This is a genomic window from Streptococcus sp. HMSC10E12, from assembly GCF_001807855.1.
GTDB lineage: Bacteria > Bacillota > Bacilli > Lactobacillales > Streptococcaceae > Streptococcus > Streptococcus salivarius.
Map to the genome: position 1 here is coordinate 1 of NZ_KV791103.1, position 1,753 is coordinate 1,753.

Below are 1,753 nucleotides of genomic sequence, written 5' to 3' on the forward strand. Positions count from 1 at the left end.
CTTTTTGCCATTTAGCAATCAAATCGTTGGTATAATCAATCAACTCTTGATTAGACTTGCTTGAGGCAATACCGTATTCTTGTGTTTTGAAACCTTCTTTTAAGGTTTTAGTTTTCTTACTTTCATATCCAGAGAGGATAGATTTATCAACTGAGAAAGCATCTACACGGTGAGCGTAAAGAGAAACAGCCAATTCTGGGAAAGATCCGAGTTGAACATAGTTGAACTTAAGGTTATTAGCTGAAGCGTACTCTTGCAACGCAGCCTTAGTTGACGCCCCTTGAGAAACACCGATAGTCTTACCATTCAAATCTGAGATTTTGTTAATACCTGAATCCTTAAGAACCAAGAAACCGATTTGGTCATAGTAGTAAGGAGTTGAGATAGCGTAAGAAGCCTTACGTTCATCATTAATGGTATAGGTAGCGATAAGTAAGTCGATAGTACCGTTATCCATAAGTGGTTCACGAGTTTGCGTCGTTACTGGGATATAATTCACTTTAACTTTTAACTCATCAGCAATCTTCTTAGCAAGATCAACTTCCATACCTTCGTAGGTATTAGTCTTAGCAGAATAGTAACCAAAGTTAGGAACGTCTTGCTTCACACCGACATTGAGTGTCCCTCGCTTAACAATCTTTTGGACTGCTTTACTATCAAGAAGCTTACTAGTGTCTTCCGCCTTAGTCTTGTGACTCGTGATAAGAAAAATAGTGAGAATTGCCAAGCTTGCAACGGTTAGGTAACGTAAGATTTTTTTGAAAATCATAGGCAACCTCCTTAGGCATCCACTTGGACATTATCAGAGTTGTGATCGATAATCTTAGAAAGGAATTGAACCGCACGAGGTTCAGTTGGATTGTCAAAGAAACCATCCACATCCGTAGTGTCTACAAGAACTTGACCTTCAGCCATGAAAATGATACGGTCAGCCACACTACGGGCAAAGCCCATTTCGTGGGTTACGACAACCATATTCATACCACCTTTGGCAAGTTTTTGCATAACCGCAAGCACGTCACCGATAGTCTCTGGGTCAAGAGCTGACGTTGGTTCGTCAAAGAGCAAGAGCTCAGGATTCATAGCAAGACCACGGGCGATAGCGATACGTTGTTTTTGTCCACCAGAAAGCATGCCAGGGTATGAATCCTTCTTGTCCCACATGTTAACGTAGCGAAGGAATTTTTCAGCAGTCTTTTCAGCCTCTGCCTTACTGATTCCAAGAACCTTGATAGGTGCCAAGGTTACATTTTCAAGAACGGTTTTGTGCGGGTAGAGGTTAAAGTGTTGGAAAACCATACCGGCTTCCTTACGCAATTCTACCAAATCTTTGGCAGAAGCTTCCGTCACATTATGTCCGTTAACGATAAGCGTACCGTTATCGATGGATTCCAAGGCGTTGATAGTACGGATGAGAGTGGATTTCCCAGACCCAGAAGGTCCCAAGAGAACCACAACTTGTCCTTTTTCAATTTCTAGATTGATATCACGAAGTGCATGATAGTCTCCGTAATATTTATTAACATTTTTAAATTCAATAAGTGCCATAAGAGCCTCCTATAATGGATTTACTTGTTAGCTTTTCTAACATATATTGAATTTTAGCATAAGTAAAGTCGAAAGTCAAAAAATTCCGAATATTCTTTCAAAACGTTCGGTTTTTACTAAATAATTAATCATTTTTTGATATAAATATGAGAAAAACAAAAACCCACCCGCAGGTGAGTTTTTTGTTTTATTCACTAGCTTGCTC

General features: G+C 39.6%; 2 protein-coding genes. Both read right to left on the reverse strand.

What is annotated here, in order from left to right:
• Window positions 1–769 (reverse strand): transporter substrate-binding domain-containing protein (locus HMPREF3112_RS06780; RefSeq protein WP_070438819.1); only part of this gene is annotated, 769 nt, incomplete at its 3' end.
• A gap of 11 nt (window positions 770–780) precedes the next feature.
• Window positions 781–1,548, reverse strand: a complete 768-nt coding sequence (locus tag HMPREF3112_RS06785; protein ID WP_037601338.1) for an amino acid ABC transporter ATP-binding protein — start codon at window positions 1,546–1,548, stop codon at window positions 781–783.
• Between the last annotated feature and the right edge of the window lie 205 nt (window positions 1,549–1,753).

Excerpts from the sequence above, each read along its gene's own strand:
- HMPREF3112_RS06785 (WP_037601338.1), bottom strand. The coding sequence starts at position 1,548 with ATGGCACTTATTGAATTTAAAAATGTTAATAAATATTACGGAGACTAT.